The organism is Hyphomicrobium sp. (assembly GCF_019753045.1).
Lineage (GTDB): Bacteria > Pseudomonadota > Alphaproteobacteria > Rhizobiales > Hyphomicrobiaceae > Hyphomicrobium_B.
In genome coordinates this window covers 195,272-218,190 of the sequence record NZ_JAIELN010000007.1, presented here as the reverse complement: position 1 = coordinate 218,190, position 22,919 = coordinate 195,272, and the positions used below count along the sequence as shown (strand labels likewise).

At 59.0% G+C, this 22,919-nt stretch carries 22 protein-coding genes; 17 read left to right on the top strand and 5 right to left on the bottom strand.

Going from position 1 to position 22,919, the window contains the following annotated elements; all coding sequences use genetic code 11:
• The first annotated feature begins 51 nt into the window (after nucleotides 1–51).
• The 6 genes from K2Q04_RS09675 to K2Q04_RS09650 all read left to right on the top strand — a co-directional run bounded on the left by K2Q04_RS09675 (nucleotide 52) and on the right by K2Q04_RS09650 (nucleotide 6,397).
• On the top strand, nucleotides 52–447 hold the full coding sequence (locus K2Q04_RS09675) for a FixH family protein (RefSeq protein WP_291162550.1): 396 nt from the start codon (nucleotides 52–54) through the stop codon (nucleotides 445–447).
• Nucleotides 444–1,916, top strand: coding sequence for an efflux RND transporter periplasmic adaptor subunit (locus tag K2Q04_RS09670; protein WP_291162547.1), 1,473 nt, complete (start codon nucleotides 444–446; stop codon nucleotides 1,914–1,916). The genes K2Q04_RS09675 and K2Q04_RS09670 overlap by 4 nt, the downstream gene beginning before the upstream one ends.
• Nucleotides 1,913–5,065, top strand: a complete 3,153-nt coding sequence (locus tag K2Q04_RS09665) for an efflux RND transporter permease subunit (protein ID WP_291162544.1) — start codon at nucleotides 1,913–1,915, stop codon at nucleotides 5,063–5,065. The genes K2Q04_RS09670 and K2Q04_RS09665 overlap by 4 nt, the downstream gene beginning before the upstream one ends.
• Before the next feature lie 39 nt (nucleotides 5,066–5,104).
• Nucleotides 5,105–5,542: a DUF411 domain-containing protein gene (locus tag K2Q04_RS09660; protein ID WP_291162541.1), complete on the top strand. Its 438-nt coding sequence runs from the start codon at nucleotides 5,105–5,107 to the stop codon at nucleotides 5,540–5,542.
• A 151-nt stretch (nucleotides 5,543–5,693) separates the two neighbouring features.
• Complete coding sequence (locus K2Q04_RS09655; RefSeq protein WP_291162538.1) at nucleotides 5,694–6,203, top strand: hypothetical protein; 510 nt, start codon at nucleotides 5,694–5,696, stop codon at nucleotides 6,201–6,203.
• A 29-nt stretch (nucleotides 6,204–6,232) separates the two neighbouring features.
• A complete protein-coding gene (locus tag K2Q04_RS09650; RefSeq protein ID WP_291162535.1) occupies nucleotides 6,233–6,397 on the top strand; it encodes a hypothetical protein in 165 nt (54 codons plus the stop codon).
• A gap of 68 nt (nucleotides 6,398–6,465) precedes the next feature.
• Here K2Q04_RS09650 and K2Q04_RS09645 read toward each other — a convergent pair whose 3' ends face one another.
• The 3 genes from K2Q04_RS09645 to K2Q04_RS09635 form a co-directional block, all read right to left on the bottom strand.
• Nucleotides 6,466–8,232: an ABC transporter ATP-binding protein/permease gene (locus tag K2Q04_RS09645; RefSeq protein ID WP_291162532.1), complete on the bottom strand. Its 1,767-nt coding sequence runs from the start codon at nucleotides 8,230–8,232 to the stop codon at nucleotides 6,466–6,468.
• A gap of 683 nt (nucleotides 8,233–8,915) precedes the next feature.
• Nucleotides 8,916–9,113: a hypothetical protein gene (locus K2Q04_RS09640; protein WP_291162529.1), complete on the bottom strand. Its 198-nt coding sequence runs from the start codon at nucleotides 9,111–9,113 to the stop codon at nucleotides 8,916–8,918.
• 333 nt (nucleotides 9,114–9,446) lie between these two features.
• Nucleotides 9,447–9,851, bottom strand: a complete 405-nt coding sequence (locus tag K2Q04_RS09635; protein ID WP_291162526.1) for a MerR family DNA-binding protein — start codon at nucleotides 9,849–9,851, stop codon at nucleotides 9,447–9,449.
• A gap of 241 nt (nucleotides 9,852–10,092) precedes the next feature.
• Here K2Q04_RS09635 and K2Q04_RS09630 point away from each other — a divergent pair, with 241 nt between their 5' ends.
• The 11 genes from K2Q04_RS09630 to ppk2 all read left to right on the top strand — a co-directional run bounded on the left by K2Q04_RS09630 (nucleotide 10,093) and on the right by ppk2 (nucleotide 21,748).
• A complete protein-coding gene (locus K2Q04_RS09630) occupies nucleotides 10,093–10,386 on the top strand; it encodes a DUF5676 family membrane protein (RefSeq protein ID WP_291162523.1) in 294 nt (97 codons plus the stop codon).
• Between the two features lie 132 nt (nucleotides 10,387–10,518).
• Nucleotides 10,519–12,216, top strand: coding sequence for a DUF3141 domain-containing protein (locus K2Q04_RS09625; protein WP_291162521.1), 1,698 nt, complete (start codon nucleotides 10,519–10,521; stop codon nucleotides 12,214–12,216).
• Entirely contained in the window at nucleotides 12,213–13,466 is a 1,254-nt protein-coding gene (locus tag K2Q04_RS09620) for a cyclopropane-fatty-acyl-phospholipid synthase family protein (RefSeq protein ID WP_291162518.1), read from the top strand. Before K2Q04_RS09625 ends, K2Q04_RS09620 begins: the two co-directional genes overlap by 4 nt.
• 649 nt (nucleotides 13,467–14,115) lie before the next feature.
• Complete coding sequence (gene fabI / locus K2Q04_RS09615; RefSeq protein ID WP_291162793.1) at nucleotides 14,116–14,889, top strand: enoyl-ACP reductase FabI; 774 nt, start codon at nucleotides 14,116–14,118, stop codon at nucleotides 14,887–14,889.
• 37 nt (nucleotides 14,890–14,926) lie between these two features.
• Entirely contained in the window at nucleotides 14,927–15,208 is a 282-nt protein-coding gene (locus K2Q04_RS09610; protein WP_291162514.1) for a DUF2933 domain-containing protein, read from the top strand.
• On the top strand, nucleotides 15,205–15,861 hold the full coding sequence (locus tag K2Q04_RS09605) for an isoprenylcysteine carboxylmethyltransferase family protein (protein WP_291162511.1): 657 nt from the start codon (nucleotides 15,205–15,207) through the stop codon (nucleotides 15,859–15,861). The genes K2Q04_RS09610 and K2Q04_RS09605 overlap by 4 nt, the downstream gene beginning before the upstream one ends.
• Before the next feature lie 196 nt (nucleotides 15,862–16,057).
• A complete protein-coding gene (locus tag K2Q04_RS09600; protein ID WP_291162508.1) occupies nucleotides 16,058–16,366 on the top strand; it encodes a hypothetical protein in 309 nt (102 codons plus the stop codon).
• A 93-nt stretch (nucleotides 16,367–16,459) separates the two neighbouring features.
• Nucleotides 16,460–17,161 carry a DUF6629 family protein gene (locus K2Q04_RS09595; RefSeq protein WP_366935745.1) on the top strand — a complete coding sequence of 234 codons (702 nt, stop codon included), beginning with the start codon at nucleotides 16,460–16,462 and terminating at the stop codon, nucleotides 17,159–17,161.
• A gap of 62 nt (nucleotides 17,162–17,223) precedes the next feature.
• Nucleotides 17,224–19,653, top strand: coding sequence for a heavy metal translocating P-type ATPase (locus K2Q04_RS09590; RefSeq protein ID WP_291162502.1), 2,430 nt, complete (start codon nucleotides 17,224–17,226; stop codon nucleotides 19,651–19,653).
• Nucleotides 19,650–20,903 (top strand): MFS transporter, encoded by a 1,254-nt coding sequence (locus K2Q04_RS09585; protein ID WP_291162499.1) that lies wholly within the window; start codon nucleotides 19,650–19,652, stop codon nucleotides 20,901–20,903. Before K2Q04_RS09590 ends, K2Q04_RS09585 begins: the two co-directional genes overlap by 4 nt.
• A gap of 53 nt (nucleotides 20,904–20,956) precedes the next feature.
• The gene (gene ppk2 / locus K2Q04_RS09580; protein ID WP_291162497.1) at nucleotides 20,957–21,748 is read left to right on the top strand and encodes a polyphosphate kinase 2; all 792 of its coding nucleotides are present in this window, start codon (nucleotides 20,957–20,959) and stop codon (nucleotides 21,746–21,748) included.
• Nucleotides 21,749–22,054: 306 nt separating this feature from the next.
• Here ppk2 and K2Q04_RS09575 read toward each other — a convergent pair whose 3' ends face one another.
• Both K2Q04_RS09575 and K2Q04_RS09570 read right to left on the bottom strand, forming a co-directional pair.
• Nucleotides 22,055–22,534 (bottom strand): DUF411 domain-containing protein, encoded by a 480-nt coding sequence (locus tag K2Q04_RS09575; RefSeq protein WP_291162495.1) that lies wholly within the window; start codon nucleotides 22,532–22,534, stop codon nucleotides 22,055–22,057.
• Nucleotides 22,535–22,619: 85 nt separating this feature from the next.
• On the bottom strand, nucleotides 22,620–22,895 hold the full coding sequence (locus tag K2Q04_RS09570) for a metal-sensitive transcriptional regulator (RefSeq protein WP_291162493.1): 276 nt from the start codon (nucleotides 22,893–22,895) through the stop codon (nucleotides 22,620–22,622).
• Nucleotides 22,896–22,919: the final 24 nt, after the last annotated feature.

Below are 22,919 nucleotides of genomic sequence, written 5' to 3'. Positions count from 1 at the left end.
GCGTTGGCCGTGGTGGCCCGCGCCGGTTCACGACAACAGGAGATTCCTAACATGCAACGTTCCTCATTGCGCGCGGCCGCCGTCGGCGTCGCGCTCCTCATGGGCATGGCTGGGTCGGCGCTTGCCGACGTCAAAGACTACGAATTCCAGCTGCTTGATAAAGAGGTGAAGCAGGGCGCGGCGGTCATCTCGGTGAAGCTGGTCCATAAGCCCTCCGGCCGCGCGATCGCCGATGCGGTGATCTTCGCCAAGCGCATCGACATGGGCCCCGGCGGCATGGAGACGATGACCGCGCCGATCGACTTGGTTTCCTCGACCGAGCCAGGCGTCTATCGCTTCAAGACCGACCTCGGCATGGCCGGGGAATGGGCCTTGTCACTCGGCGCCAAGGTGCAGGGCGAGACCGGGACGGTTGAGGACAAACTCATCGTCAAGGCCACCCAATGAGCGCCCTGACCAAGGGGTTGGTTTCCGTCGCAGCGATTATCGCTGCGGCGGGAGCCGGGCTGTGGGCCGGCCAGACCGGTTTGCTCAAGCTGCCGCTGTCACCCGCAGCGGCCATGACTGGGGAGCGTCCGGATGCCACCGGTCCGGTGATCTATTACCGCGACCCCAGCGGCAGGCCGTTCTATTCGCTCTCGCCGCGCAACACCGACGGCGGTCAGGTCTATGTGCCTGTCCTTGCCAGCGAGGACGTGTCCTTCGAGCCCAAGCCGAAAACGGAATCTGTGGCGCGGGCCGCCGCCTCGCCCAGCGAGAAGAAGATCAAATACTACCGCAACCCAATGGGCCTGCCCGACACCTCGCCGGTGCCGAAGAAGGATTCGATGGGGATGGACTACATCCCAGTCTACGAGGGCGAGGACAGCGACGATGGCTCGATCAAGGTCTCGCCGGGCAAGATCCAGCGCACCGGCGTGGAGACCGTGGCGGTCGGTCGCCATGCCATCACCCGCACCATCCAGGCGCCAGGCGTGGTCGCCATCGATGAGCGCCGCGTCGCGGTGGTGTCGCCGAAGTTCGACGGCTACGTGGTCAAGATCAGCAACGTCACCACCGGCACGCATGTGAAAGAGGGCGAAGCGCTGGCAACGGTGTTCGGTCAGGCGGTGCTCGACCAGGCCGCACGCCTGCTCATCGAACAGACCTCCGGTTGGACACGCAGTGACGAAGCGGCTTCTCCACCAGGGCTGAAGGGTCCGGCCGGCGTAGTCGGCGCCACCCGCCGCCTGCAGAATCTCGGCGTGCCCGAGGAGTTCATGGACCAGGTTAAGAACGAGCGCCGCGTGCCTGACACCTTCACCATCCGCGCGCCCATCAGCGGCGACGTGCTGGAGCGTGATTGGAGCGATGGGCAAGGTTTCAAGGCCGGTGACGTCGGCTTCCGCATCGTCGATCATAGCATGGTATGGATGATGGCTAACGTGGCCGAGGGCGACATGGATGCGCTGCGCGTTGGCCAGAAGGTCAAGGTCACGACGCGGGCGCATCCGGGCCGAACGGTCACCGGTACGGTCACGGTGATCTATCCACGCCTGATGCCGGAAACCCGGACGGTGCGTGTGCGCATCGAACTGCCCAATCCCGACATGGCACTTTTGCCGGACATGTATGGCGACGTGGAGATTGCGACGGGCTCGAAGGCCGACGTGGTGTCGGTTCCCGCCAGCGCGGTGATCGACAGCGGCAACCGACAGGTCGTGCTGGTTGAGCTGGGCAAGGGCCGCTATGAGCCGCGCGAGGTCAAGCTCGGCCGCACCGGTGACGATTTCCGTGAAGTCCTCAGCGGCGTTTCAGAGGGCGACAGGGTCGTCGTCAACGGCAACTTCCTCATCGACGCCGAAAGCAACCTGCAGGCCGCCTTGAAAGGCTTTACGGCGCCATCGACGCCGGCCGCGACGGAGGCCACGCAATGATTGCCCGCCTCATCGCCTGGTCGGCCAGGAACCTGATGCTGGTGTTCATCGCCACCGTCTTCGCGGTCCTGGCGGGCGTGTGGGCAGTAAAGACGCTGCCGCTGGACGCCATCCCCGACCTCTCGGACACGCAGGTCATCGTCTACACAGAATTCCCCGGCCAGGCGCCGCAGGTGGTCGAGGACCAGGTTACTTATCCGCTCACGACGTCGATGCTGACGGTGCCGCGATCGAAGGTGGTGCGCGGCTTTTCATTCTTCGGCGTCTCCTTCGTCTACATCATTTTCGAGGATGGAACCGACATCTATTGGGCGCGCTCGCGCGTGCTCGAATACCTCAACGCGGCCGCCAAGCGCCTACCCGCCGGTGTGACGCCAACACTCGGCCCCGACGCCAGCGGCGTCGGCTGGGTCTACCAGTATGCGGTTCTCGGCAAGGATAAATCCCTCGCGGATTTGCGCTCGCTGCAGGATTGGGAAATACGCTTCGGCCTTTCGAAAGCCGAAGGCATCGCGGAAGTCGCCAGCGTCGGCGGCTTCGTCAAACAATATAGCGTCGTCATCGACCCGGGCCGCCTGCGCGCGCTCAACATACCCTTGGCCAAAATCCGCGACGTCATCCGCGGCAACAACATGGATGTGGGCGGGCGCACGCTGGAGCTTTCCGAACACGAATTCATGGTGCGCGGTCGCGGCTATTTGCGCGGCATCGACGACCTCAACAACATCGTGGTCAAGTCCGACGGCGGCACACCGGTGCTGCTCAAGGATGTGGCCAGCGTACAGCTGGCGGGTGACGAACGGCGCGGCATCGCCGAGCTCAACGGCGACGGTGAGGTTGCCAGTGGCATTGCCCTGCAGCGCTCAGGCGCCAATGCACTGACCGTCATCGACAACGTCAAGGAGCGGCTGAAGGAGATTGCGCCCTCATTGCCCGCAGGGACGACGATTGTGCCGGTCTACGACCGGTCGGAGCTTATCCATCGCGCCATCGAAACGCTGAAGTCCACGCTGTTCGAGGAAAGCCTCGTCGTCGCATTGGTCTGTATCGTGTTTCTGCTGCACGTTCGAAGCGCCATGGTTGCGATTTTGATGCTGCCTGTCGGAATCCTCATGGCCTTCGTCGCCATGAAGCTCCTCGGCATCGGTTCCAACATTATGAGCCTCGGCGGCATCGCCATCGCCATCGGCGCGATGATCGATGCGGCCATCGTCATGATCGAGAACGCGCACAAGCATCTGGAGCGCGCGCCGCCCGGCAAGCCCCGCACCGAGATCCTCATCGAAGCGGCGAGCGAGGTCGGCCCGGCGCTGTTCTTCTCCTTGCTCATCATCACCGTGTCGTTCCTGCCAATCTTCACGCTGGAGTCGCAGGAGGGGCGACTCTTTGGCCCGCTGGCCTTTACCAAGACCTTCTCGATGGCAGCTGCGGCGATCCTTTCGGTGACGCTCGTGCCCGCGTTGATGATCATCTTTGTGCGCGGTCGGATCATCCCGGAAGCGAAGAACCCGCTGAACCGCGCTCTCATCGCCATCTACCGGCCGATCATCCGCGCCGTGCTGAAAGCCAAAGCGCTGACCATCGCGCTGGCGGTGGGCATCCTTGCGGTGTCGGTATGGCCCGCCACCCAGATCGGCAGCGAGTTCATGCCGAACTTGAACGAGGGCACGCTGCTCTACATGCCGACGACACTGCCGGGGCTGTCGGTCACCAAGTCGGCCGAGCTGCTGCAGACCCAGGACCGCATCATCAAATCATTCCCGGAGGTCGCATCGGTCTACGGCAAGGCCGGCCGCGCGCAGACCGCAACCGACCCGGCGCCGATCGAAATGTTCGAGACCGTCATCAACCTCAAACCGAAGGAGGAATGGCGGCCGGGGCTCACCGTTGACGGGCTCATCAAGGAGATGGACAACGCCTTGCAGTTCCCTGGCGTCTCCAATGCCTGGACCATGCCCATCAAGGCGCGCATCGACATGCTGGCGACCGGCATTCGCACGCCCGTCGGCGTCAAGGTGATCGGTACAGACCTGACAGCCATGGACAAAGTCGCTCGCCAAGTCGAAACCGCACTCAAATCGGTCCCGGGCACCTCCAGCGCTTATGCCGAACGAGTTCTTGGCGGCTACTACCTCGAAATCATCCCGAACCGCGAGCGGCTGGCCCGCTACGGGCTGATGATCTCCGACGTGCAGGACGTCGTGGCGATGGCACTCGGCGCCGAACCCATCACCACCACGGTGGAGGGGAGGGAGCGGTATACAGTCGCCATTCGCTATCCACGCGATCTGCGCTCCAACCCGCAGGCGATTGCCAAGGACGTGCTGGTGTCATTGCCGAACGGCGGCACGGTGCCGTTGGGAGAAGTCGCGGACATCAAGCTCACGCAAGGCGCCACCAGCATCCGCACCGAGAACGCCAAGTTGGCGACGTACGTCTTCGTCGACATCCGCGACCGTGATCTCGGCGGCTACGTCGCCGACGCCAAGAAGGCTGTCGCCGAGAACGTGCAACTGCCGACCGGCACCTACCTGGTGTGGAGTGGCCAGTTCGAATACCTCGAACGCGCCGAAGCCCGCATGCAGATTGTGGTGCCAGTGACGCTGATGATCATCTTCCTGCTGCTCTACCTCAACTTCCGGCGCCTCACCGAGACCCTCATCGTCATGCTGTCGCTGCCGTTCGCGCTGGTGGGCGGATTCTGGCTGATGTGGTGGCTCGGCTTCAACCTCTCCGTGGCCGTCGCGGTCGGCTTCATCGCACTCGCGGGCGTCGCGGCCGAAACCGGCGTGATCATGCTGATCTACCTCGACAATGCCTCGCGGGAGATTCACGCGGAGTGTCTCCTCTATAAACGCCCGTTCACTCGCGCAGACCTCTACCACGCGATTATGGTCGGCGCGGTGGAGCGCGTGCGGCCGAAGATGATGACGGTGGTGGCCATCATGGCGGGGCTTCTCCCCATCATGTGGAGCACCGGCACCGGCTCGGAAGTGATGCAGCGCATCGCCGTGCCGATGATCGGCGGCATGGTTTCATCAACGTTGCTGACCCTCATCGTCATCCCGGCCATCTACGGACTGGTCAAAGGCTGGCAATTGCCTGCCGAGGAACCGGTCCGTGCACCGCAACTCAACCCGGCCGAGTAGACCTGCTCCGTCTTAGATTTTTGGAAGGGAGAGACTCACATGAAACGCTTCTTATTCGCAGTCATCGTTTTGGTTTTTGCCTCCGGCTTCGCGGCGGCGGAGGAAAAAATCGCCGCCACACTGTACAAGAATCCCGGCTGCGTCTGCTGCGACGGCTATGCCAACTATCTTCGCGCCAACGGTTTCAATGTCACCGTCATCGAACATCCCAACATGACGCTGATTAAGCAAAAGTACGGCGTGCGCGAAGACCTCGAAGGGTGCCATTCCACGGTCATCGGCAAATACGTTGTTGAAGGCCATGTGCCGGTCGGTCCGATCAAGCGGCTGCTTGCGGAAAAGCCCGACATCAAGGGCATTTCGCTCCCCGGCATGCCACAAGGCTCGCCTGGGATGTCGGGAACCAAAGAAGACCCCTTCGAGGTTCTAACCATCACAGGCCACGATGGCCCTGCGCCCATCTACGCCAAGGAGTAGGCCTCGATGCTGCACGACGGCATGGGGGGCATGATGTGGGGAATGGGCCTCCTCGGGCTACTCACCATCATCGCGCTCGTTCTGGCGATTGCGGCGTTGATCAAATACCTGCGGTCTCACAACTGACTGCGGAGAGGCCCTGGATGAGCAAATGATGGAGATGACCGTGATTTCTACGCGAGTGCCGGCAGCAGAACTATTCATCTTGAAATTTCGGCAGCCGATTGCGAGCTATAAGGTAGGTAAGTCCGATGACTTTGCACCGCACTATACTTGCCCTGCTGCTGTCGCTGATCACGGCCTTTGCGCCGTTTGCCAGCGTCGCAATGGCGAAGCCGTGCATGATGACCGCGGAGATGAGCGCCAGCAATCCTTCGCACTGCCCGTGCGACAGGTTTATGCCTGGTTGCAGAACAATGCCGCAATGCGGGACCGCGGCCGGATGCGTGAACCACTGTTTCATCAACTGCGCGATCCTACCCAATGGTGCGGGTGTACCTCCAGTCTCTCGTCCGGCGGCATCAACGCGATACGGCATTGTCCTGCACTCGTTGCTTGTAAAGCCGCCCACTCCGCCTCCCCGGGCCTGAACCAAGACCTGACGTGGCGAGCCGTGAAGCTCGCAACCATGCCGCGCACACAAGCGTGCGTGGTGACGTGACAATCATCCCAAACTCGGGAGAACCGAAAATGATGAAATCGATAATCGGAGCTTTGCTCCTCGGCGTCGTGACCGTGACCGGCTTCGCCGGGCTGGCGCAAGCGGGCAATTGGACCTGCCCAATGCCCATCACGCGCGGCGGTTGCCCAATGGTTCCACAACCGGGACCGCAGCTCCCTCAACCAGGTAAGTAAGGAACAAGACAGGCCCGTGGCTCTGCCGCGGGCCTGCTCTCGCTCGTCGACGAAATTTCGTTCCGGTCCTAAGCTGTTTGAGCCATCGCCAAAGGTGAAACAAGGTTTATCGAGTCGTGATGCAAGGTGCTGAGACTTGAGCGGTGACCGACGGAGACGATGGCGGCCTCAGGGAGTTCAGCCCTAAGCCTACGAAACAGCGCGGCCTCGGATAGCTCGTCGAGCGCCGACGTCGCTTCATCCATCAACAGTACATCGGGTCTCGTCAGCAAAGCTCGGGCAAAGGCGATACGCTGCTGCTCTCCAAGGGAGAGAGCATCGCTCCATTGCTCAACTCGATCTAGAGATTGGAGCAGATAACCAAGACCGACTTTGCCGAGCGCGTCGCTTATCCTTTCATCTGGAACATCAAACGCCGTTGCAGGATAGGCGACCGCCGTCCTTAAAGATCCAAGCGGCAAGTAAGGTTTTTGCGGGACGACGAGCACGCGTGCATTCGGCGCCAGCGCAACGACACCTTGGGAATGCGGCCAGAAGCCAGAGATTGTGCGAAATAGGGTCGTCTTTCCGCATCCCGACGGGCCCTTCAGCAGAAGAGCCTTCCCTGCCTCAACCACGAAATTCGTACGGGCGAGAAGTTGCGTTCCGTCGGGGGTTTGGACGTGCACATCAGCTACGGAAAGCGCCACCTCGGATTGTGCTTGCCCTACCTTGACGCCGCGTCTCGACATTGGATCACGGGCGAGCATGATTTGGCTTTCGAATCCCACCAACCGATCAACGACGGCCTTCCACGTGGCGAGGCTCGAATAAATATTGACGAAATATGAGAACGACGATTGGACCTGGCCAAATGCGCCCACAGTCTGCATCAACGTTCCGAGCTGAATACGGCCCCCGAAAAATGGGCCGGCAAGGATGATGTACGGCAGGATCACCGCGATCTGATTGTAACCGGCCGTGAAGAACGTGAGAATTTTCTGTCGGCCCATGATCGCATGCCAGTTGGCGACAATGCTCACGAAATGGTCAGTCAGAAGACCACGCTCGACACGCTCACCGCGCATGAGCGCAACTTGTTCCGAATGCATTCGCACGCGCGCCAGCCCAAAGCGGAAATCGGCGCCGAGGCGTTGGTGATTGAAGTTGAGGCCGATGAGCCGCCGGCCGATGAGGTGGGAACCGACAGTGGCCAAAAGCGCCAATGCGCCTGCGATCCACACCAGATGGCCTGGTACGGCGAGATCGTATCCCGAAATCGAGAGTGGAACCTCATTCGAGATACCCCAGAGGACGACACAGAACGACGCCAGCGTTCCGACCGCGGACAACAGGCCAATGCCAAGCGTCAGTGTTTGATCGACGAATTGTGCGATATCGTCGGCGATGCGCTGGTCAGGGTTGTCCGTGGCATCTCCACTTAGCCGCATGCGATAGTGCAGGCCATCGTCAAGCCAATGGTCGAGATAGTAATGCGTCATCCACCGCCGCCAGCGAATCTGGAGCCACTGACTGAGATAGAGCTGGTAAACCGCGATGACCATGAAGGCAGCGGCGATGACCGAGAAGACAAGGAGCTGCCGCCAGAAAGTTGGTAGATCCTTATTCTGAAGTGCATCAAAAAAGACGGCGTTCCATTGATTGAAGTAGACCGTGAGGCAAATCTGCCCGCACTGGGCGCAGATGACTGCCAATAGCAGGCAGCAGCCAATCCAGCCCTCCTTGACGCGGTAGGGTCCGAAAGGCCCGAGATGGACGACGGATTTTTCCGCTGACCGAAAGTACGGGACCGCCAGCCGCCAGACTGCGAAAGCCTGCTCGCGCACTGTGATCATCACGCCTCTTCTCCCCATCAATCGCCGAGAACTACTCGACAGGTTTTTAAGGTTCGAGACAAGTGAGGCACGGACCGTGCCAGCATACTTGACGGGACGTGCGGCTGATTTGGCATGAGAAAGCCGCTCACTCTCAATAAGTTAGTGCTACTTGCGACATTCCAACGATGGCGATGGGCTGTTTATGATCGCGCCATTTCAATCGGCAATCTGCTTAATTATAAGGCGGCATTGAGAGAGGCGAATGGCAACCGGCCATTACCGAGTTCTCAAGGCTTGACCCGTTCCCAAGGACGACCGAACTGGTGGTGTTGGCAGAATTTGAGACAGGACCTACGTTGGTACTACGTTGGTACTACGTTGGTAAAGGCTGCGTGCGACAAGTGCTCCAGACTTTTTATGGACGACGCTTGAGGTAAATCAAAGCTCAAGGGCCAAGCCGCAGGCATATTGGTACTTGTAGTAATGTGACCCTTTCCGGCCCTCCTCGGGCGTCAGGAGTGACCGATGCGCCAATCAATTACAGCAAGGGGATTGCTGTTGGCGATAAGCCTTGTGTTCATGGCCTTAGCGCCAGAGGTTTCATTGGCGCACGCTGGTCATTCCTATTCAAAATCTCCATTTGGTAACGAACTGACGTCGGGTCAAATCAAGGAGGCTATGACGCTCGATCGGTTGGATAGTCAGCGAGCCATCATTGTTGCAAACAGCTTCGTGATTTCCATGAATCCCTGCGATGGGGATTGCTGTTCCGACGGATGTTGCGGTTCAATTGCCGGTGGCACGCATTGCCCCTCTTGCGCGGCGCCAGGGCTGATTCCTGCAGAGAACTCCACGCCAAGCCCGCCCTCGTTGGGTTCTTGGTGCGCAATGGCCTTCATTGGCCATCTCGCTGTGTCGGTTGCCCCCGACCTTCCTCCTCCGCGAGTCTGACCCGAGCGTCGTCTCAACTGCTGTAGCCCTGGTCACTGCGCCACCTTTTCGGCTCCGTCTGGCAGGCGTGCAAGTGGCACTTGCGGCGAGCTCAAAATATTTAGCTCGCGGTTGACACTGATCTTTTCTGAGCACCTTGCCGGAAGCTGCATCTTTCAATTGCAGCACGAGCAACAGCGCGGGTCGGCCCCCCATGAAATACGCGCGTGAGGATGATGCCAATGTTCGAGTTTGCAGACACGTCTAAGCAGAGCGGCGCCAACGAAATAGGCTGCGATAACTCAATCGATTTGTTCCTCTGCTCCGAGCTCATCCAGGATGGGGCAATCGGGCCGATCGTTCCCCTCGCAAGCATTGATCAGACGCTCCAGAACGCCAGTCACGCCCTCAAAAGCCCTTATGCGGGCATTCAGGTTGGCGAGATGTGCCTCGGCCAGCCTGCGGACTGTATGGCTGCGCCGTTGCTTGTTGCGCCAAAGCTCGAGGAGTTCCTTAATTTCTTTGATTGGAAAGCCAAGCAACCGTGCTCGCTTGATGAAGCGGAGCTCGTGGACGTCACGCAGTTCGTAGGTCCGGTAGCCGTTCGTTTGCCTGTCGACAACCCTGAGGAGACCGACGCTCTCATAATACCGGATCAGTTTGATGGTTATCCCCGACAGTCGTGCGGCGTCGCCGATACGGAACATGTGCAGGCCTCGCTAAGACGTGATTGGAGTCTCCTATCGTTGGAGACATTAGCGTCAAAGTGTCAAATGAGCGCTCCGCCAGGCCGCCAATCCAAAGAAAGGAAGCTCGGGGTGGTGGATGCGAACACCGATCCGCCTGGCGCCGATAGAGGCGACCTGCGCAAGGGCGCGACTAAATCAAACTTGAGCCGGGTGAGCTCCGGACGGAAGCAAACTCGCCTAACCCCGTGAGGACTTTGTCATGAGTATCCATCAAGCCCCTGCTCGACCGACTGATACACGTTCGGGATTGCCTATCGGCGTATTCGGAACGAGCCTGAGCATCTTCTTCGCTGTCACTTATCTCCTCTGCGTCGCACTCCGGCTTTTCGTTCCCGACGTGAGCAATCACCTCCCATGGTTCCAGTTTTTCCCGGGCTTTGAATGGACCCCCTTCGGCATCCTGCTCGGCCTGATCGAGACTCTTGCCTACGGCTGGTACGTCGCCCTCGTCTTCGGGTCCCTATTCAACTTTTTCACTTCTCGCTGCGCTTAAGGAGAGTCAAATATGCCTACCCGCCAAACATCCGTTGCGTATGCGGAGACAACAAAAGCACCGCTGGCTTCTGTTTCCGCAATAACGACCCAACATGCAGAAACGAGACCGGGCCGGAATGGATTGACGCAGGTGGTCGCCACAAGCGCCGCCGTGGCCGTTGACCAGCCAACCCCGGCAGCCGCCAGCGCGCTAGACTTCCTAGCCTACCAGCGGGACGTCTTGGAACGCACGATCTTGTTCTTCGATACGCTGAGAAAACGCGCCAACAACATGCTGGATCACGAGCGTGCCGGATTGCCGCCGTTGCTCAACTTCAAATATGAAACGCTTCTCGATGCCCGACAGTTTGAGCGTCCAGTCAACTACGCTCTCTTGCGCATCACGGAGGCCGGTGATGACTGCTGGGACGATTGCGTCGATCTCGCAAAGCCCCCGGTTCTCATAATCGATCCCCGGGCAGGGCACGGGCCGGGCATCGGTGGCTTCAAGCGCGACTCGGAGGTCGGGACCGCCCTGCACACTGGCCACCCCGTATACTTCGTCGTTTTCTTTCCGGAGCCTTGTAAGGGCCAAACGCTAGGCGACGTCATCAAGGCGCTTGGCCGATTCGTTGCGGAAGTGGCCGAGCGCCACGATGGCAAGCGTCCCGTTCTCTATGGAAACTGTCAGGGGGGATGGGCTGCGGCGCTTGTTGCGGCGGATTGCGAACAGCAAGTCGGAGCTGCGGTCCTCAATGGTTCGCCACTTTCGTATTGGGCTGGCGAGCCAGGCTTGAACCCGATGCGGATGACAGGCGGCTTCGTCGGTGGCGTGTGGCTCAACCACTTTCTGGCAGACGTCAACGGCGGGCGTTTCGATGGCGCGTGGCTTGTGCAGAATTTCGAGAATCTTAAACCCGGCAATTCGTATTTCGAAAAATACGCCAACCTGTTCACAAGGATCGACACCGAGGCTGACAGGTTTCTCGACTTCGAACGCTGGTGGGGCGGCTTCTATCGCTTGAGCCGCGAAGAGATCGTGTCCACAGTCGAGGACCTTTTCATCGGCAACGAGCTTGAGCAGGGGCAGGTACGGCTTGACGAGCGCTGCGCCGTCGATCTGCGCAAAATTCGTAATCCGCTCGTCATCTTTGCGTCTTACGGCGACAACATCACGCCTCCGCACCAAGCTCTCGGCTGGATCCCCGCCGTCTATAGAAGCACAGAAGATCTGAAGGCGTGCAACCAGCGGATTGTCTATCTCACCGATCAGAAAATAGGTCACCTCGGCATATTTGTGTCGGCGAAAGTCGTGCGGTTCGAACACCGCGCCATCCTCGAAAATCTTCCCGAGATCGAACGGCTTTCCCCCGGCCTCTATGAGATGAAAATCGATCATCCGACCGGCGATCCCGACTGCGCCCGCGATCAATATTCGGTGCGGTTCGAGCCTCGGAATGTCGAGGATATCCGGTTCGACTATCCGCGCGCAACTTTCGACCGGGTTCGTCAGGTCTCGGAGTTCAATGAAGGCGTCTATCGCACATTCTTCAGCCCTTGGGTCCAAGCCATGAGCAATCCTTGGATCGCACTCGCGGCGCAATGGCTTCATCCCATGCGGACCAGCCGCTACATGTTTTCAGATAGTTTCGCTCCGTGGATGGCCGCTTTTTCGACTTTGGCTGATATCATTTCGAACGATCGCAAGCCCTTATCCGACGATCATCCTTTGATCGCCCAGGAGCGACAGCTCATTGCCCAGACCTCGTCCTCCTGGGAAACGCTTCAGAGGGTTCGAGATGCCGCTGAAGAGCGCGCGTTCGCCAGCATTTACGGAGGCCGGGCATGAACCGTCTTTTGGCTGCCTTCCTCAAACGTTTCATCAAGGACGGAACTCTCGAAGCGATCGGTGCGTCCGGCGCGAAGCGCGTCTTTGGAAATGAAAAAGAACCATTCGCCTCCATCCGCTTTGCCGACAGGGCTGCGGAGCTCCGGCTGCTGTCGAACCCGCCGCTGGCCCTAGGCGAGCTCTATATGGATGGTCGCCTCGTTATCGAGCGGGGCTCGATTTACGATTTGCTGTTGATCGCGACGCGCAATCTTGGGCTCCAGCCGCAGACACGTTTGTTGAGGATACGGTCGAGCGTCCGCAAGGTTCTTCGATCAGTCCGTCAGCGCAATTCCGAACGCCGAGCCAAACGCAATGTCGCTCATCACTATGATCTAGACGGCCGCCTTTACGATCTGTTTCTCGATCCCGATCGCCAGTACTCCTGCGCCTATTTCGAGCACCCCGAACAAAACATCGAAGAGGCTCAGCTTGCAAAGAAGCGCCATATCGCGGCGAAGCTCATCGTCGAGCCAGGCCAACATGTCCTTGATATCGGAAGCGGGTGGGGTGGGTTGGCGCTGTATCTTGCTGAGCAATGCAGCGCTCGGGTGACGGGCGTCACGCTGTCGGTTGAGCAGCTCGAGATCGCGCGCAAACGAGCCGTCCAAAAAGGACTCGCAGGCGCGGTTGACTTTCGACTTCAGGACTACCGGGCGATCCAGGGTCAGTTCGATCGCATCGTTTCTGTCGGAATGTTCGAGCACGTTGGTCTCAGCCACTACGATGCATTTTTCTCCAAGGCGGCCGATCTCCTTGCCGATGACGGTGTCATGCTTCTCCATTCCATTGGCAGTATCGACGGGGCGACTATCACTAATCCTTGGGTCGCCAAGTATATCTTCCCTGGCGGCTACTTGCCCGGATTGTCCGAAGTTCTTCCGGCGGTAGAACGAGCGGGCCTCATCGTGACCGACATCGAAATCCTGCGGCTTCACTATGCCCAAACGCTCAATGCATGGCGTGAGCGCTTCGTCTCACGACGCGCCGACGCCGCCATGCTTTACGATGAGCGATTTTGCCGAATGTGGGAGTTTTATCTAGCAGGGTTTGAGGCTGCGTTCAGGCATGGCGGCCTGATGGTGTTTCAGATCCAATTGGCGAAGCGGCTCGATGCCGTGCCGCTCACCCGCAACTACGTCACCGAGCGCGAAGCCGGTTTGCGATTGCAAGAGACACAACGGCCCGACGTGAGCGTCGCAGCCGAGTAAGGCGCCAGTCGCATGGTGCGGCTGGCCTAAACAAATGGAGGCAAGGCCTATGGAATGGCTTCAGAATAACTGGTTCTGGATTGCGTTGGCCGTTGGCTTCGTCGCCATGCACATGTTCGGCCATGGCGGCCACCGCCGCCAGAGCAGCGATGACCGGCAGAATCCGCCCCCTGCAAACAACACATCGGCGGAATCGGAAACTGAGCTCACTCACATAAACAGTTCAGCGTCGCCCACCGCCGGTTCAAACGATCCAGCGCCACGTGGCGCACCCGCCCACGCTGGTCACGCAGACTCACGGCATCGCCACGGCTGCTGACCGAACAATTCGCAGAAAAAATACCCAAAACCCGATGGAGAATGACATGTCAAAGACCAACGAAACGTCAGCGCAGACGCCAGATGCAGCGAAGAAATCAGGATGCTGCTGTGGCAACCACGAAAAGGGCCACGAGCCTCATCCGGGTAACAAGGTGCAATCCAAGCCATCGGACACTGCGCACTCCGTACACTCCTCCACACCGCAGGCTGACGTCGGCTGTTGTGGTGGCAGCAAGGCTCGCAAGTAGCCGGCAGCATCATCGTCTCCTTGCTGCCGTCGTCACCGTTCGCATCGATTGAAAAACGAGGAATACGACCAGTGGAAGCCATCGACCTCAAGGGGCGCAAAGCGCTGGTTATTGGCGTTGCGAATGCTGACAGCCTCGCTTGGTGGGCGGCCAAACATATCAGAGGAGCTGGAGCCGACCTCGCCATGACCTATTTGAATGACAAAGCCATGCCGTATGTCGCACCCCTCGCAGCCGAACTCGGCGCAGAGATCCTCTTGCCTTGTGACGTGAATGTCCCGGGGCAACTCGAAGCCGTGTTCGAGGAGATCAAGGCGAAGTGGGGGCGCATTGACGTCATATTCCACGCCATTGCGTGGGCACGTAAAGAGGATCTCCATGGCCGTCTGACCGACTGTTCTGCGGACGGCTTCGCCGAGTCGATGATAATCTCGTGCCACTCATTTATACGCATGGCGCGGCTAGCGGAACCACTCATGATTCAAGGTGGCACGCTACTCACCTTGAGCTATTATGGCGCCGAAAAAGTGGTCGATCATTACAACGTCATGGGGCCGGTGAAGGCCGCATTGGAAGCCTCCGTCCGATATCTTGCCCACGAACTCGGTCCGAAGGGCATTCGCGTCAACGCCATCTCCGCCGGGCCGATCAGGACGCGCGCCGCGTCGGGCATCGACCACTTCGATGAGCTGATCGCCGAGGCCGCTGCCAAAGCCCCGCTTCGGCGCACGGTCGACGCCTGCGAGGTCGGCCGCGTTTCTGTGCTTCTTGCAAGCGACTACGCAACGTCCATCACGGGCGAGATCGTACACGCCGACGCCGGCTTTCACGTCGCTGGAATGGTCCTGCACTGATTTCAGCGGCATCGAACACAGACGAATGGAGAGTAACATGCACGATCACGAAAATCCGCAAGCTGAGCATCGGGGCTCGGCCCCATCAGGAAGATTCCTCGGGTCACGAACGTTCTTCGTCTTTCTCGGCTTCCTGGCGATCGCCTTGGTGATGCTCTTCAGCGAGCACCGGGCGCACTTCCTCGGCTATTTGCCCTTCCTCTTCCTATTGGCGTGTCCGCTGCTGCACGTGTTCGGTCACGGTCATCACGGAGGGCACGGGTCCCCTGACCGAGAGCCCAGCAAAACATCTTCTGGAACGAAGGAAAATATACAATGACCGACGATGGACCCGCGTATGGCCTCTGGGGCCTTGTGATCATCAACTCGCTGATCTTTATAATTTTCGCCTTCAGCTTTTCCAGACCGCAGACGGCGCGCGATTGGAGATCATTCGGCGCTTTCAGCGCTTTCATCGTTGCACTATTCACGGAAATGTACGGGTTTCCGCTGACCATCTATATGCTGTCAGGATGGCTACAAAGCCGCTATCCCAATGTCGATTGGCTCTCGCACGATGCGGGACACTTGTTCGAAATGATGTTCGGCTGGCGGGGCAATCCCCACTTCGGGCCCTTCCACCTGCTGAGTTTTGCCTTCATCGTCGGCGGCTTCTGGGTGATCTCTGCGGCGTGGCGAGTGCTATACGAGGCACAGAAGCGAAAGGCCCTCGCCACAACTGGGCCCTACGCCTACGTCCGACACCCCCAATACGTTGGCTTTATCCTCGTGATGTTCGGCTTTCTCCTCCAATGGCCGACGCTCCTGACCCTCGCGATGTTCCCTGTCCTCGTATGGATGTACGTGCGGCTCGCGCGTACCGAGGAACAAGAAGCGCTCTCGACATTCGGCGATGCCTATCGGAGCTATGCGGCGCGTGTTCCGGGCTTCATTCCGCGCTCACTTCGCCCAATCGATACGACGCGCGCGTGACAATCGGTTCGAACCCCGGAGATTAAACATGGAAGCGATGCACGCTAACCTCGCAGGCAAGAGCAACAGCGGTCATGCGGCTTGGACTATCCTTTACGTGGCGGTTAGGCATGGGGCTCCGATCGTCCTATCGGTCTTGCTATGGTGGATCTTATGGGTTGGACACACACCGAGCGTGGCAACTACCGATGAGGCCATGAAACATGTGTCTTGGATTGGCGTCATTGCGCTTCTCTACGTGGCTTGGCAGGCCCGCGCCATTCTCGAGCAACCACGCGGAGGAGTCGTACACGCGCTAGTCGAGATTCTTGTGTCTGTGTTGCCTCTATTCGTCGTTGGTTACGCCGTCGTCGACTGGGCGCGAGGCGTAAACCAGCTGTCGGTGTTTCAGGTCATCGTGATGACGGAGGCCGTGCTTGCAACGTTGATCGACGTCGTGATCTTTACCTGGTTTTCGCTGCGCTTGAACCGGCTGACAATGACCCATTCGGCGGGTGGAAACTGATCTTATGGCCTCACGCCTTTGGGCTCCGATTGATGCATTGCGCGGGCCCGAAGACCCGCGACCGAGTGAGAACTGTTCGGGGATCGAGAAGTTATGTGCTTTTCAGCTGAGGTGAGCTTCGCGTCCGCCGCCGTTCTTGTCCCCGCCGGAACATACGCAATGCTGAATGCTTATCGAAAGGATCGCAGCTTCGTCCCCCTTGCGACTTTGCCGCTGTTATTTGGCCTTCAGCAATTTTTTGAAGGTCTGGTTTGGATAAGCGGCCATTGGTCAGACCCGGAGTGGGTCCAGCGTTTTTCACTGGCCTATATGTTCTTCTCCTGGCTTGCGTGGCCGGTATGGGTCCCCTACTCGACCTACTATCTCGAGCCGTGCCGGCGCCGTCAGATTTATCTGCTCTTTGCAATTCTCGGCGGAATGATCGGCGCGCTGCAATATGTCCCCTACTTCGCGCATGACGGCTGGCTAATTACCAAGTTTCTGGACCGGGCCATCAGCTATCAGGGCACCCACCTGTTGGACTTTATCGTCCCTCGGGAATTTACCTACATTGTGTACCTATTTGTGATCATCGCGCCGCTCGTCACTTCTTCGATCAGAGAGGTCAATATCTTCGGCTATCTGGTTACGTTCGTGGTGCTCGTGACATACGCGTTCTTCCAGTTCGCATACATTTCGGTGTTCTGTTTCGGCGGAGCGATCATGTCGCTCTACATTGTCAACATGACCAACCGAATTGGAAGTAGGCGGGCCCAACCGATCGAGGCTTGCGAGCCGGAACCCGGGCGATTTTGAGATGGTTCGTTGATTTGGAAGTAGCCCACCGTGGCTCCAGACATTCAAAAGGTGAGACGGTCATGAAGACAATCAATCTCCACGTCGGTGCATTGCTCTCACCGCTCGGTGCGTTAGGCGTCGAACGGCAATTGGCCAAGCTTGACGGTGTCGCAGACGTTGCGGTCAATCAGGTCTCGGGCAGCGCGACTGTCAACTACGACGAGGCTAGGGTTACGCCGGCTGTCATCAAGGAAGCCATCGACCAATGCGGTCATCATTGCACCGGTGAGCTCGCACCCTCGCATCTCTGCCAGCGTGCCCCGTCATCTTCAGGCACCGCTGCGGTCAAGCCGCCCGGGACTTTCCATCGCAAGCATGACCATTCAGCGATGCGTCAGGAGACTCCGATCGCTGCGGAACTGCTACCACCCGCACATAAACATGCAGACCACGCGATGCAAATGGACGACATGAGCCATGAGATGGGCCACGGCGCCGGCATGGACATGCAGGACATGGTCCGCGATATGCGAAACCGTTTCTTCATTAGCCTCGCATTCTCATTGCCGATATTCGTGTTCTCGCCGATGGGGATGACGACGCCGTTATTGACCCCACCATTCGGACTAAGCCTCAACGTCATCCTATTCTTCCTGGCAAGTGGTGCCATCCTGTATCCGGTCTGGCCCTTCGTCGTCGCAGCCTACCGAGCGCTGAAAAACGGCGTCCTCAATATGGCCGTGCTCGTCGTTCTCAGCGTCGGGACGGGTTATCTTTTCAGCGTAGGGGCGACATTCTTCTTCGCGGGCGAGCAGTTCTACGAGGCCTCCGCCATCCTGCTCGTGTTCATTCTTCTGGGTCATTGGCTCGAGATGCGGGCGCGCGCCGGCGCGTCTGCTGCGATCCGGGCGCTGCTGGACTTGGCGCCGCCAAAAGCCAATGTGATCCGCAGCGGGCGCGAGATCGAAGTGCCAACGGCGGAGGTCCTCGCCGGTGATGCCGTCGTGATCCGCCCGGGGAACAAGATCCCGGTCGACGGCCGCGTTACGGAAGGACGCTCCACGGTGGACGAGTCGATGCTGACAGGGGAGTCCATGCCTGTCGATAAGAAGCCCGGTGATACCGTTATTGGCGCAACCATCAACAAGAGCGGCACGTTCCGCTACACGGCAACCAAGGTGGGCGCTGACACCGCACTCGCGCAGATCGTCAAGCTTGTGCAGGAGGCGCAGAACTCAAAGGCACCGGCGCAGCTGCTTGCTGATCGTGCCTCTCAGTGGCTCGTACTAGCCGCAGTACTGATTGGTCTTCTCACCTTCATTGTTTGGTTCTGGTGGCTTGGTAAGCCGCTATTGTTCGCGCTTACTCTCACGATAACGGTGTTCGTCATCGCCTGCCCCGATGCACTCGGCCTCGCGACACCCATGGCCGTCATGGTCGGCACCGGGCTCGGTGCCATGAACGGCATCCTGTTCAAGAACGCTGGGGCCCTGGAAGAGGCAACAAAACTGGACGTCGTGGTTTTCGACAAAACCGGGACGCTCACGATGGGCCAGCCGGAAGTGGTCGAAGTCGTTCCTGCCAGTGGTGTAGATCAGCGTGAGATACTCGGCATTGCTGCGTCGGTGGAGGCCGGTTCTGATCATCCGCTTGCGCAAGCCATCCTCCGCCGAGCCGCAGGCATTGACGCAGGCAAGGCTGATTCCTTCACCAACCTTGAGGGAATGGGTGCGCAAGCGACGGTGGGCGGCAAGCCGGTATTCCTCGGCAACCGCCGGCTCATGAACGCGCAGAATATCGATATTGGCGAACTTAAGCGCGATGCCGAGCGACTCCAGGGCGCTGGCCGCACGGTCGTACATCTGGCGCGCGACAACAAGATCCTCGCACTTATTGCCATTGCCGACAAACCACGTCCTACCGCAGCAGATACCATCAAGCAGCTCCAGGCACGTGGCGTGCAGGTCGCAATGATCACCGGAGACAATCAAGGCACCGCCGAGCGTATCGGCCACGAACTGGGCATCGACATCGTTCTCGCAGACGTGTTGCCCGGCCAGAAGGCATCCAAGGTCAAGGAATTGCAATCGCAGGGCAAGAAGGTCGGCATGGTGGGGGACGGGGTCAACGATGCTCCCGCCCTGACCCAAGCCGATGTCGGCTTTGCCATTGGTGCGGGGACAGACGTCGCCATGGAGAGCGCCGATGTTGTCCTTATGAAAAGCGATCCCTACGATGTTGTCGGCGCGATCGAACTCTCCCGCGCGACGCTGCGAAAAATGCACCAGAACCTCTGGTGGGCGGTGGGCTATAATGTTGTCGCCTTTCCATTGGCTGCAGGCGTGTTCTATCCGTTCACGCTGAGCCCCGAGATCGCGGCGCTTGCCATGTCCGGAAGCTCGGCTCTCGTTGCCGTCAATGCTTTGATGCTTAAGCGCACGAAATTGTCGGGCATCAAAAGTGCCGGCGCGATAGCCGGCAGCCCCACCCTCGCCGGGGCCACTGCATGACCGAGACACCAGGAGAGCCGCCGTTCTCCGGCGCTCCTTTGGCAGCCCTGTTGCTCAGCGTGTCTATGGTATCGGCTGGCTATGGGATCGTTCTGCCCATTCTTCCGCTCATGCTGCTGGCAATCCACGGCCCCAATGCGGCGACCGAAGTGGCACGTCACACCGGGTTATTGACGGCGGTCCACGCCATGGCGCTCTTTCTCTTTGCACCCGTCTGGGGATGGCTCTCAGATCGGCGGGGACGCCGGGTGATCCTCGTCATCGGTCTTGTCGGCTTTAGTGTCAGCCTGCTGCTGGGGTCAATCAATCCGACGATTGGCGCATTCTACGCAGAGCGCTTCTTTACCGGTCTGTTCGCGTCAGCTATCACGCCGGTCGCATCTGCCGTCATTGCGGACCAGGGGGGCAGCGATGCGTGGCGTGCGCGCCGTCTCGCCTGGGTCAGCATGGCAAGCATTTCGGGGTTCCTCATTGGTCCCATGCTCAGCGGGTTTCTAGCGACACTCCCAACCGGGTCCCTTGCTGGCGCGGTTATGCGGCGGTCGTATGCCCTTCCTTTTCTTGCCGTTTCAATCCTTGCGTTCGCGGCAGCGCTGGCCGTGCACATTTGGGTACCCAGAGGGACCATCGCTTCCCCATCAGATCAAAGCCAGTCACACCCAACGTGCGAAATCAACATGCGAACTATCTGGACGCTGCGCGCGGTTGGCTTCGTCGTCGCCATAGGGATCAGCGCATTCGAGGTCGGACTTGCCTTGCGGGGCAATCAGGACCTTGGCATGGATCCCCGGCAGGTCGCTTTGATGTTCACAGTCTGCAGCTTGGTCATGTTCATTGTTCAGGCTGCGGTGTTCTCGCCGATGATCACGCCGGCCTCGACCCGATGGTTCATCGTGCCTTCCCTCATCACCATGGCTGCGGCGCTTGCTCTCGTGCCCCGGATGACTGCGTTTACGGCTCTCCTGGCCGTTGTTGCCGTCGTCGCGGCCAGCGCCGGCATTCTGTTCCCGATTCTGACGTACTGGGTATCGCTGGAAGGTGGAAAAAGCAGGGGTGCCGAGCTCGGGAAGCAGAGCGCCGTGAGCAATCTTGGGCAGGTGTTGGGATCGTTGGCAGGCGGCTCGCTGTTCGCGAGCACAATTATTGCTGGCGCGCCTTTCTTGCTGACGTCGAGCTTTCTGGCGGCAGCCGCAGTCGCATGTTGGCGATTGCCGCGTCGTCTCGATCACGCGCGTCCGACGTCGCCCTAAGCCAATAGCCACACGCCTCGTAACTCAATCTCAAGCGCTAGCGAGAAGAGCCCATGTCAAAAGATGCCGATAAAAATAGCGATCTGAATAATCGTGAGGCCTACGCCTCAACACTGCATGACCTCCAGGTCGAACTCGTAAAAATTCAAAAACATACCATAAAACACGGACACAAGGTCTTGGTCATCTTCGAAGGTCGGGATGCGAGCGGCAAAGATGGTGTGATCAAGCGAATTGTCAAGCATCTTAGCCCTCGGGAGACGCGGGTCGTGGCGCTCGGCAAGCCGTCGGATCATGACCGGGCCTCCTGGTACTTCAGGCGCTACACGCGCTATTTGCCGGCATCGCAGGAAATGGTGCTCTTCAATCGCAGCTGGTACAACAGAGCTGGCGTCGAGCCCGTCATGGGTTTCTGCACAGACAGCGAATACGAAAGCTTTCTGCAGGATGTCATTCCGTTTGAACACATGTTGATCGCATCCGGGATTCAAATCCTGAAGTACTATCTGGACATCAGCAAAAGCGAGCAGAAAAAGCGGCTTCGGAATCGGCAGGACGACCCCCTAAAGCAGTGGAAGGTTAGTCCGATTGATGCGGTATCCGTTAAGCACTGGGATGCGTATACGGAAGCTCGCGATCGCATGTTCGAAAGAACTTCAAGCCCACTCTCTCCTTGGATTGTCGTTCGCGCCGACGACAAGCGCCTCGCGCGGCTCAACGTGATCCGAGACTTCATTTCGAGGTTGGCCTGTCCCCAAACGGATAAGCACCTTGCGGTTCCAGATCCCGCAATTGTTTTCCCGTACGATGAGGCGCATGCGAACGCCGGTCTGCTGGCCACGTGAAGCACGAGCGATACCGCTCGGATTGGGCTCGGCAGCGGTCGAGGTTGAAGGCGTCATGGATAAAGCGACCTTCGAGGCGCTCACGCTCCGCGGAGAGTCGCCACGAACTTCCAGCCCTTCGCCATCTACACAGTATGGCACTCCGCACTAATCGAAGAACACGTACTTCACGAGGGCCGCGATCACTAGCGCAACCACGATCAATCCGAGGAGACTGCCAGTCCCCATCCCCCACATCCAATCGTGCATCATGCTCCTGGCTCCTCCTCGAACCGTCTATGGAAGTACTCAACGAAGTTCTGTCAGTTACACAGGACGATCGGCTTTGTAGCGACCAAAGACGTCTTGCCGATCCTGTTCAAAAAGGATCACGTCGTAGGCTACGGGCCTTCCCCCCTCCATACCGGGCGAGCCAATAGGCATCCCGGAAACGGCGAGACCGATGGCCTGGGGATTCTCAGCAAGTAAACGCTGAATTGCGTGAGCGGGCACATGACCTTCAACAACGTAGCCGGCGATTTCTGCTGTATGGCAGGACGAAAGTGCCTTCGGCACGCCTGAGCGTGCTTTCACGGCCTGCATCTCAGAGGTTTCAGTGATGGTCGCCACAAACCCATGGGCCCGCAGGTGTTCGACCCATGCGCCGCAGCAATTGCAGTCAGCGTCCTTGAATACCTTGATGGTTGGCGCCGACTCAGCACGAACGCTAGTGGCAAGCGTAGCCACTGCCGAGGCGATCAAGCCCAGTATCGCGCGCCGTTCATAGTGGTAACCTTCCGGCTTCATCGTCTTCTCCAGCAATGGCCAACAAGGCAATCCCCGTCATCTTGTTTCTCATACTCGTTGATCTCGCGGCCTACGTTGATGGAAATCAACGCGATGCGCGGCTCAAAACGTCCATAAGCTCCTTAATCTTGCGGCGCTGATCAACGGCATTTCCGCTGACAATCGCGTGTTCGACACAATGCCCGATGTGATCCTGAAGCACCTCCTCTTCAACGCGGCGCAGAGCCGCCCGGACCGCAGCGATCTGCGTGACGATGTCGATGCAGTACCGATCTTCTTCGATCATGCGCATAAGGCCGCGAACCTGTCCTTCAATCCGGCTCAGGCGCTTCAGATTTGAGCTTTTCGACGGTTTAGCCATGCATTGACGGATACCCCCTTAGGG

Bases quoted from the DNA above. Each gene is read 5' to 3' on its own strand.
- ppk2 (WP_291162497.1), top strand. From the start codon at position 20,957: ATGTCAAAAGATGCCGATAAAAATAGCGATCTGAATAATCGTGAGGCC.
- K2Q04_RS09655 (WP_291162538.1), top strand. From the start codon at position 5,694: ATGATGGAGATGACCGTGATTTCTACGCGAGTGCCGGCAGCAGAACTA.
- K2Q04_RS09665 (WP_291162544.1), top strand. From the start codon at position 1,913: ATGATTGCCCGCCTCATCGCCTGGTCGGCCAGGAACCTGATGCTGGTG.
- K2Q04_RS09610 (WP_291162514.1), top strand. From the start codon at position 14,927: ATGCACGATCACGAAAATCCGCAAGCTGAGCATCGGGGCTCGGCCCCA.
- K2Q04_RS09630 (WP_291162523.1), top strand. From the start codon at position 10,093: ATGAGTATCCATCAAGCCCCTGCTCGACCGACTGATACACGTTCGGGA.
- K2Q04_RS09670 (WP_291162547.1), top strand. From the start codon at position 444: ATGAGCGCCCTGACCAAGGGGTTGGTTTCCGTCGCAGCGATTATCGCT.
- K2Q04_RS09660 (WP_291162541.1), top strand. From the start codon at position 5,105: ATGAAACGCTTCTTATTCGCAGTCATCGTTTTGGTTTTTGCCTCCGGC.
- K2Q04_RS09590 (WP_291162502.1), top strand. From the start codon at position 17,224: ATGAAGACAATCAATCTCCACGTCGGTGCATTGCTCTCACCGCTCGGT.
- K2Q04_RS09575 (WP_291162495.1), bottom strand. From the start codon at position 22,534: ATGAAGCCGGAAGGTTACCACTATGAACGGCGCGCGATACTGGGCTTG.
- K2Q04_RS09600 (WP_291162508.1), top strand. From the start codon at position 16,058: ATGAAACATGTGTCTTGGATTGGCGTCATTGCGCTTCTCTACGTGGCT.
- K2Q04_RS09595 (WP_366935745.1), top strand. From the start codon at position 16,460: ATGTGCTTTTCAGCTGAGGTGAGCTTCGCGTCCGCCGCCGTTCTTGTC.
- K2Q04_RS09675 (WP_291162550.1), top strand. From the start codon at position 52: ATGCAACGTTCCTCATTGCGCGCGGCCGCCGTCGGCGTCGCGCTCCTC.
- K2Q04_RS09570 (WP_291162493.1), bottom strand. From the start codon at position 22,895: ATGGCTAAACCGTCGAAAAGCTCAAATCTGAAGCGCCTGAGCCGGATT.
- K2Q04_RS09585 (WP_291162499.1), top strand. From the start codon at position 19,650: ATGACCGAGACACCAGGAGAGCCGCCGTTCTCCGGCGCTCCTTTGGCA.
- K2Q04_RS09620 (WP_291162518.1), top strand. From the start codon at position 12,213: ATGAACCGTCTTTTGGCTGCCTTCCTCAAACGTTTCATCAAGGACGGA.
- K2Q04_RS09645 (WP_291162532.1), bottom strand. From the start codon at position 8,232: ATGATCACAGTGCGCGAGCAGGCTTTCGCAGTCTGGCGGCTGGCGGTC.
- K2Q04_RS09605 (WP_291162511.1), top strand. From the start codon at position 15,205: ATGACCGACGATGGACCCGCGTATGGCCTCTGGGGCCTTGTGATCATC.
- K2Q04_RS09640 (WP_291162529.1), bottom strand. From the start codon at position 9,113: ATGAAGGCCATTGCGCACCAAGAACCCAACGAGGGCGGGCTTGGCGTG.
- K2Q04_RS09650 (WP_291162535.1), top strand. From the start codon at position 6,233: ATGATGAAATCGATAATCGGAGCTTTGCTCCTCGGCGTCGTGACCGTG.
- K2Q04_RS09635 (WP_291162526.1), bottom strand. From the start codon at position 9,851: ATGTTCCGTATCGGCGACGCCGCACGACTGTCGGGGATAACCATCAAA.